The 7,535-nt window shown below is 64.1% G+C and carries 9 protein-coding genes; 2 read left to right on the plus strand and 7 right to left on the minus strand.

The annotated features are described in order from the left end of the window. Both VD811_13290 and VD811_13295 read right to left on the minus strand, forming a co-directional pair. Positions 1 to 1,042, minus strand: a 1,042-nt coding sequence (locus VD811_13290) for an FAD-dependent oxidoreductase (GenBank protein HXV21956.1), incomplete at its 3' end; no start/stop codon positions are given. A 111-nt stretch (positions 1,043 to 1,153) separates the two neighbouring features. After that, positions 1,154 to 2,482: a radical SAM protein gene (locus tag VD811_13295; GenBank protein ID HXV21957.1), complete on the minus strand. Its 1,329-nt coding sequence runs from the start codon at positions 2,480 to 2,482 to the stop codon at positions 1,154 to 1,156. Between the two features lie 119 nt (positions 2,483 to 2,601). On the opposite strand from VD811_13295, the gene VD811_13300 reads away from it, so the two are divergent. Beyond that, positions 2,602 to 4,296 carry a DUF4080 domain-containing protein gene (locus VD811_13300; protein ID HXV21958.1) on the plus strand — a complete coding sequence of 565 codons (1,695 nt, stop codon included), beginning with the start codon at positions 2,602 to 2,604 and terminating at the stop codon, positions 4,294 to 4,296. Between the two features lie 21 nt (positions 4,297 to 4,317). On the opposite strand, the gene msrA is transcribed toward VD811_13300, so the two are convergent. From msrA to VD811_13325, 5 genes are all read right to left on the minus strand, one after another. Continuing rightward, positions 4,318 to 4,866 (minus strand): peptide-methionine (S)-S-oxide reductase MsrA, encoded by a 549-nt coding sequence (gene msrA / locus VD811_13305; protein HXV21959.1) that lies wholly within the window; start codon positions 4,864 to 4,866, stop codon positions 4,318 to 4,320. 186 nt (positions 4,867 to 5,052) lie between these two features. After that, entirely contained in the window at positions 5,053 to 5,262 is a 210-nt protein-coding gene (locus VD811_13310; GenBank protein ID HXV21960.1) for a hypothetical protein, read from the minus strand. 155 nt (positions 5,263 to 5,417) lie between these two features. After that, entirely contained in the window at positions 5,418 to 5,987 is a 570-nt protein-coding gene (locus VD811_13315) for a methyltransferase domain-containing protein (GenBank protein ID HXV21961.1), read from the minus strand. Between the two features lie 8 nt (positions 5,988 to 5,995). Beyond that, complete coding sequence (locus tag VD811_13320) at positions 5,996 to 6,202, minus strand: hypothetical protein (protein HXV21962.1); 207 nt, start codon at positions 6,200 to 6,202, stop codon at positions 5,996 to 5,998. An 18-nt stretch (positions 6,203 to 6,220) separates the two neighbouring features. After that, positions 6,221 to 6,490, minus strand: a complete 270-nt coding sequence (locus VD811_13325) for a SemiSWEET transporter (protein ID HXV21963.1) — start codon at positions 6,488 to 6,490, stop codon at positions 6,221 to 6,223. Between the two features lie 847 nt (positions 6,491 to 7,337). Here VD811_13325 and VD811_13330 point away from each other — a divergent pair. Beyond that, on the plus strand, positions 7,338 to 7,535 hold a 198-nt coding region (locus VD811_13330; GenBank protein ID HXV21964.1), incomplete at its 3' end, for a hypothetical protein.

Consider the following 7,535-nt stretch of genomic DNA (forward strand, 5'->3'; position numbering starts at 1 on the left):
GGCCGTCCCACACCCAGCCCCGCCGGCGGAAAATCCCCCGGCCGTCGCCAAGGTTGAAGATCAGCAGATAGTCGGCCTGTGGTTCGAAGACTTTGAGTTCCCGTCCCTCCAGGGCGGCCAGCAGGTTGTGCAACAGCACTGGATTCTGCCGTACCGCGTAGACGCCGACCTTGTCCAGCGGCCGCGGCCGAAAACAGATGCAGTCGCCGCCCCCGAAGATTTCCGGATGCTCGACCCCTTGCAGATGGTTGTCGACCAGCAGTCCTCCGTCCGGTCCGGTCGGCAGACCGGAATCGCGAAAGAGCGGAGGCGGCTCGATGCCCAGGGCCAGAAAGGCGAAATCATAGGAGAGGGAGGTTCCGCTGTCGAGAACCGCCCGGCCGTCCCGCACCTCGCGGGCTTTCGCCCCCTCGCGGACCTCCACCTGGCGCCGGCGCAGGGAAGCCAGCGCCAGCTGCCGCACCCGCTCCGGCAGGCCGCCCAGCAGCCGGTGGCCGACCAGCAGGGTGATTGCCGCCTGCCCGTCCGCCTGTTGCACCAGGCGCCGGAGGTTGCCCGCCAGCTCCGTTCCGGCCGCGCCGCCGCCGACCACGAGCAGTTCCAGCGAACGGGATTTCAGCTCGTCGAGGATGGCCTGTCGCGCCCGTTCGAGACCGTCGATCGGCTTGACCGGAACAATCCCCGGCCCGGCAGCGGCAACCTTTTCCACCGGCACGCGGCTGCCGACATTGCAGGAAAGGACGTCGTAGGCGAGCGCGGCGCCTGAGGCCAGGATCACCACCCGCCGGTCGGCATCGATCCTGACCAGCCGGTCCTCGACGAATCGCCCGCCGCGCTCCTCCACCATTTTCCGGACGTCGAAGCGGACCTGCGCCGGGCGGTAGGAACCACCGAGCAGCCCGGGACCCATCCCGGAATAGTAATGCCAGGGCGACGGGCTCACCAGGGTCACCCGATGGCCGCGCGCCGTGAATTCATGGAGACGGGCCATGACGGTCATGTGGGCATGCCCGCCGCCGGCCAATACGAGGTGTTTGCCCATGGGAAAAGCGTAGAGCCTCGGGGGCAGATGTCAACGACGACAGAAGATCGCAAGGACGAGTCGGCACCGGGGCAGGTCCAGGACCCGCCCCGGTGCCCTGAAAAAAACGGATCAGGCCGGAAGCGGCCAGTCGGTCCGGTACCCTTCCGGGTAGAAGTTTTCTTTCGTGCGGTTGAAATAGCCGAACTGCAGGCGGGGGATGGTGCGCTTGAGGCGGTCGAGCATCGTCTTCATCCCCAGCCCCTCGCCGGAGACGCCGATGGCGTTCCAGTACAGCACCGGATCGATGCTGAGGTTGCGCATCTGGATCAGGTCGAGCCCCGTCTCCTCCACCAGGCGTTCGAGGGCCGCTACCTCCTCTTCGCGGTCGCTGACGCCGGGGAATACCAGGTAGTTGAGCATGGTGAAGAGGCCGTTCTGCTTGGCCCGGCGAATCGATTCGAGCACGTCGGCAAAGGCGTAGCCGCGGGGCCGGTAGTAGGCGTTGTAGCGCGCTTCCAGCACCGAGTTGAGGGAGACGCGGATGGAGTCGACGCCGGCTTCGGCCAGCCGGTCGACGGCGTCGGGGAGCGAGGCGTTGGAATTGAAGTTGATCGTGCCGCGGGCGGTCGCCCGGCGCATCTGGCGCACCGCCGCGCAGATGGTGTCGGCCTGCAGGATGGGGTCCCCTTCGCACCCCTGGCCGAAGGAGACGATGGCGTTTTCCGCCTCCCGCAGATGCGGCACGGCGACCTGGCAGATCTCTTCGACGGTGGGGACGAAGGTGAGCCGCTCCTGGCTGGCCGGGCAGCAGTCCGACTCCTGCAGCGAGATGCAGCCGAGGCAGCGCGAATTGCAGGCCGGCGAGGTCGGCAGCGGCGCCTCCCAGCGGCGGAAGAAGAGGTTCTTGGCGGCGAAGCAGTGATAGTCGACGGCGCAGCGCGAGAGCTGCTCGAGCAGGCGATTGTCGGGGTGGTCGCGCAGCGTCCGGCGCACCAGCGGGTCGAGCTGACGGTCATCGAAGTGGCCGGGCTCCCACTGGGTGTTGCGGTCGACGCGCACCGCGGCGGCGTAGAAGCGCTCCTCCTCGACGCACCAGCCGACGGCGGTGTACGACCAGAGCGGCAGGGTCACATTCTTCCGCCCGTAGTCGGCGGCCGGCAGCAGGGTGCGGGTGTAGGCCGGGGTGAGAAAAGCGCTGACCGCCTGGATGCGGCCGCCGCCCCAGCTGCGCGGCAGGCGCTCGGCCGTCGTCGGCTTCCGGGTGCGGGGGTCGAAACCGATCGGCGGGGTGCCGGGGACGGTGAAGAGGCGGCTGCCGGCCGGCAGGGGAATCAGTTCGTCGGCACGGGGCAGACGCGGCGTCAGGCCGTTCATCCCCGCCATCAGCAGCTCGGGGTGCTCGAAAACCTCGCCCGCTTCGTCGGCGACCACGGCGAGAATGTTTTTTGTCGTTTTCATTTAAAATCCAGTCTTGCGTATCAGGTTCTGGTTCCAGACGCGAGCGAGAATAGCACAATCCCCCGCTCCGGAGCAATTTCCCCTTTCCAACCGCCGCCCCTGGCGCTATCCTTGGCCGCATGCGCACGACCCTCGCCACCCTGCACAGCAAGTTCATCCACCCCAGCCTCGCCCTGCCGTACCTGGCGGCCTTCTGCCGGCAGGACTGCGGCGAACTGCTGATCCGCGAATTCACCGTCCACGAACCGAAGGAGAGTGTGCTGGCCCAGTTGCTGGCCGAAGCGCCGGACGTGGTCGCCTTCTCCGTCTATCTCTGGAACCGGCGCGAGACGCTGGAGCTGGCCGACGCGCTCGCCGTCGCCTGCCCCGGGCTGCAGGTGGTCCTCGGCGGGCCGGAAGTCTCCTTCGACGGGCCCGAGCTCTTCGCCCGGCATCCCGGCATCGCCGCCATCGTGCGCGGCGAGGGGGAGATCCCCCTGCGCGGGCTATTGTCCGCCTGGAACCGGGGGGAAGAGCCGAACGGGGTGCCGCGCCTGGCCTGGCGGCGGGACGCGGCGGTGGTCGAGGGGCCCGACGCACCGCCGCTGAAAAGCCTCGATGTCATCCCCTCCCCCTTTACCCTCGGCCTGGTCGACACCTCCCGCGGTTTCGTCTACCTGGAAACCAGCCGCGGCTGCCCCTACGCCTGCGCCTTCTGCATGAGCGCTCTCGACGAGCAGGTCCGCTCCTTCTCCCCCGCCCGTATCGAGCAGGATCTGCTCTGGTTGATGCAGCGGCAGGTGCCGAAGATCAAGCTGGTCGACCGCACCTTCAACTACGATGCCGCCCGGGCGCGGAGAATCTGGTCCTTCATCCTCGAGCACAACCAGGGCTGCCATTTTCACTTCGAGATCGGCGCCCACCTGCTCGACGAGGCGTCGCTGGAGCTGCTCGAAACGGTGCCGGCGGGGATGTTCCAGTTCGAGATCGGCGTCCAGTCGACCCTGCCGGCCACCCTCGACGCCATCGGCCGCAAGGCCTCGCTGGAACAGCTGGAGCACGGCGTCCGCCGGTTGCGGGCGAAGGGGAACATCTGTCTGCACCTCGACCTGATCGCCGGGCTGCCCGGCGAAGGCTATCGGGACTTTCTCGCCTCGGTCGACCGGGTCGCGGCCCTCGCCCCCCACCACCTGCAGATCGAGCCAGTCAAGCTGCTGCCCGGCTCACCGCTGCGCTTGCAGGCGGCGAAACTCGGCATCCGCTTCGATCCCCACTCTCCCTACACCGTGCTCGCCACGGCCGGCCTCGACTTCGCCGACCTCGAGCGGCTGCGCGGCCTCTCCCGCCTCTTCGACCTGACCTTCAACAGCGGCCGCTTCAGCGGCTTCCTGGAAGGCCTTCAGGCGGCCTGCGGCTCGCTGGCCGGCGGGCTGGAGCGGCTGGAGGCTTTCTGGCGGCAGCGGAATCTCTTTCGCCACCCCCTCTCCCAGCGCGGCGTCTTCGAGCAAGTATGGGGATTCGTCCAGGCGGAGTTCGTCGGCGAAAGACGGGAAGAGCTGCGTGAGCGGCTTGCCCACGACTATGCCGGCAGCGAACGGGTGGTGCCGGAGAGCACCCCGGCATTCTTCGATACGCAGCTTGCCGAGGCGGAGACGCGGAAGGTGCAGGCCAGGGTGAGGGAGGAAAGCGACAGGGTGCGCGGCAAGGGCATCAAGCTGCAGCACTTCGCCGCTGCCTTCCGCCACCTGCCGGGAGAAGAAGGCCGGCGCGTACTGGTCTTTCTCTATCTGACCGAAACCGGCAAGGGGATGACAGTCAGGGAAATCCTGCTATGAAAAACCGTGACTCGTGACTCGTCACGGCTTCTCCTTCCCCCACACGTCCTTCAGATACCGGTCCCGCCCCGAGCCGTAGCGGTAGTTTTCGTAGCGCACGGGATTCTTCCGGTAGTAGTCCCGGTGGTATTCCTCGGCCGGATAGAAGATGGCGGCCGGGACGATCTCGGTGCGGATCGGGGAGGTGAATTGTCCCGAGGCCTGCAGCTTCGCCTTCGACTCGCGGGCAAGGCGCTCCTGCCCGGCGTCGTGGAAGAAGATCGCCGTGCGGTACTGGGTGCCGCGGTCGGCGAACTGCCCGCCGCCGTCGGTCGGATCGATGTTGCGCCAGAAAACCTCCAGCAACGCCCCGAAGCCGATCTTCGTCGGGTCGTAGAGAATCTCCACCGCCTCGGCGTGCCCGGTGCGCCCCGAACAAACCTCCTCGTAGGTGGGGTTCGCCTTCTCGCCGCCGGTGTAGCCGGGGGTCACCGAGAGCACCCCGTCGAGCTTCGCGAAGGGGGGCTCCATGCACCAGAAGCAGCCGCCGGCAAAAGTCGCCCTCTCCCGTGGTTCCGTCCCGCTCGTCAAATGCTTTTCTCCTTCGTCCACCCCCGGTTCCCTGGCCACCTGACAAAGCGAGAAGGTGAGTCCGAGGTCCTGCGGCTCGATGTATTTATAGCTTCTATCGATCCATTAAATAGGAAAATTTCCGTTTTGCAACGCCATGGAGAAGGCTCCGCCTTCGCCACCTTCGGGATCCCCGGCAGACCAGGCTCAGCCGATCAGTTTCGACCCCAGGTAGGACAGGGCCGGCCAGGCAATCAACACGGCAGTGATAAAGGCCATGAGCCCCAGCAGCAGCAGAACCATGATCACCCAGGTCGCTCTCAGGAAGTCGCCAAACTCGGCCACCTCCGGGTGCCACTGGGTTACGGGCAGGATATGATGTTCATGAAACCAGTGACTCACATTTCCGCGCCTCATGGCTGACCTCCTTCCTCCCTGAACTTTTTCTTATTATACCACATGAATTATCATTTTTTAATCACACGATGAAAAAGATTCAACCTGCCGGGAGTCCGAAGGAAATCGGCAGAAAATCGTTCGCAACCCTCTCCCCTTGCCGAGGCGGGGTCCGGCTAAACTCTGATGAATTTCACGAGGTAGGTGCTCGGTCCGACGGGGACGATGTGCTCTTCGAGAAAACCGCAGGGAGTGACGAGGTCTTCGACCTCGCCGGGAGAGAGGCGGATGGCGACCGGCGGGCCGGGCGGGCTCTCGATCTTGTCGAATTCGATGATCACCAGCCGGCCGCCTGGCCTGAGCACCCGGGCGACTTCACGGAGGGTGCCGACCGCCGCACCCTCCGTGGCCAGGTCGTGCAGGACGGTCGCCAGCAGGGCGACGTCGACGCTGGCATCGGCCAGCGGCAGGCGCCGGCCGACGTCGGCCACCTCGGCCCGGAGGCGGCTGAGGCCCAGCTCGCGCGCCCGCGTCCGCAGGGTCTCGATCCCCTCGGCCCAGAGGTCGACGGCGTGGATCATCCCCTGTTCGCCGATGAACTCCGCGGCGGCGACGGCATAGTTGCCGATCCCGCAGGCGACGTCGAGCAGAATGCTGTCGGGCTGCAGATTCAGCTCGGCGAAGACCTTCTGCGGGTCGACCAGGTCAAAGCTGCTCTTGCCGGCGGCGACGGGGTGCCTGTCCATGGCGGCGCCTATTTCCGGCCCGGGTCGAAGCGGGCGGCGTCGATGATCGACCAGAGGTGAATGATCCACCCCATGAGGATGATCCAGAGAAGGCTCGCCAGCGCGAACATGACCAGCGCGATCAGCGGTCGTCCCTGCACCAACTGTCCCAGGCCGGGGATGAAGAAGCTGCAGATCGCAGCCAGCACGTTGCCTCCGGAACCTTGCCCTGCCATGTTCGGTTCTCCAATCGATTATTTTCCAGGCAAAACGTCGAACCTGATTTTGGTTACCAGTATGGCCAGGGAGAGGATGATGGTAATGGCGTTCGCCAGAGTTATAACATAATCATCCTTCAAAATCCCGTACGCCAGCCACAAGCCGACCCCGACGGTAAAAAGCACGTACATGCCGAGCGATAGGGACTTGGTGTCCTTGTCCCTTAGCACCTTTACCGCCTGCGGCAAAAAGGCCAGGGTAGTGCATGATGCCGCAAAGTAGCCCACTGCATCGACGAGCGCCATATTTCTCAACCTCTTTTAAATTCCGATTTATCTGGACTGCTGCCCGCGCCGCCGGGTCAGGACATCATAGCTGCAATTGCGGGGAATGAGACAGCAAAACTTTCTCTTTGTAGAGAGAGAGACGTATACGACTGATTTCTCTGGGTAAAACCATCTTTTTTACGGTCCATGCAAAAAAAATTCCGGTCGCTGGGCCGTCACTTCAAAATGGATTTCCACTTTCGCCCCCGACTCGACTGCAGGCGCTTCGCTTGGCGCCTCCATGAGCGCTGAAGGACACCCGGGGCTATTCCGTATCTTACTGTTTTTACATTGATTTAAACAAGATCGCTGGGCCGGGTCAGGCCAGCCGGAGGATTTCCAAAAACCGGTTGACGGATGCCCTGACCAGGCACCGCACACCACCCATTTCATCCACCCGAATAGATACTCGACAAACCCTGTTCAGGCAATTGCGTTCTAAAAATAACCTATTGATATTAAATGGTTTTAGCATTTAAATGGATTCCAGCGGCTCACTGGTGAACCGCTGACGCACCACGAAAGGAGACAAAAAGATGGCGGGTCTACTGATCTTCATGCTGGTCTTTTTTCCGCTGATCCTCGGCTGCGCAGAGCTGGCAAAACACTTCAACCATCACGACCGGCATCAGCACTGAGTCGCGCCGGAGATCGAGGGTATAAAGGGGAACGGCCGCTCTTCCCGAAGAAGCAGCCGTTCCCCTTTTCCTTGCCACCACTCTCCCTCTCCATGCCAGGCTGAAATTTGGATGAATTGTCCGGGTCCGACCCCAGAGCGATGCAGCGCCGGTTTCGACCAAAATCCGTTCCGATCAAAGAGGCTAAAATGAAGCAGGAAAACGCACTGAGCAAAGGGTGGACAGTGGTCCTCGCCGGCACCGGCATCAATCTGGCCCTCGGCATTCTCTACGCCTACAGCATGCTCAAGGGAGACATCGGCAAGCTCTTCAGCGGCTCCGGCGACCCCTACGCCGTGGCCTGCCTCGCCTTCGCCGCCTCGATGATTCTCGGCGGCAAGGCCCAG

Source organism: Desulfuromonadales bacterium, from assembly GCA_035620395.1.
In the GTDB taxonomy this organism is placed as follows: domain Bacteria; phylum Desulfobacterota; class Desulfuromonadia; order Desulfuromonadales; family DASPGW01; genus DASPGW01.

Coding starts and splice junctions, on each gene's coding strand:
- VD811_13325 (HXV21963.1), bottom strand. CDS start 6,490: ATGGCGCTCGTCGATGCAGTGGGCTACTTTGCGGCATCATGCACTACC.
- VD811_13320 (HXV21962.1), bottom strand. CDS start 6,202: ATGGCAGGGCAAGGTTCCGGAGGCAACGTGCTGGCTGCGATCTGCAGC.
- VD811_13310 (HXV21960.1), bottom strand. CDS start 5,262: ATGAGGCGCGGAAATGTGAGTCACTGGTTTCATGAACATCATATCCTG.
- VD811_13315 (HXV21961.1), bottom strand. CDS start 5,987: ATGGACAGGCACCCCGTCGCCGCCGGCAAGAGCAGCTTTGACCTGGTC.
- VD811_13295 (HXV21957.1), bottom strand. CDS start 2,482: ATGAAAACGACAAAAAACATTCTCGCCGTGGTCGCCGACGAAGCGGGC.
- VD811_13300 (HXV21958.1), top strand. CDS start 2,602: ATGCGCACGACCCTCGCCACCCTGCACAGCAAGTTCATCCACCCCAGC.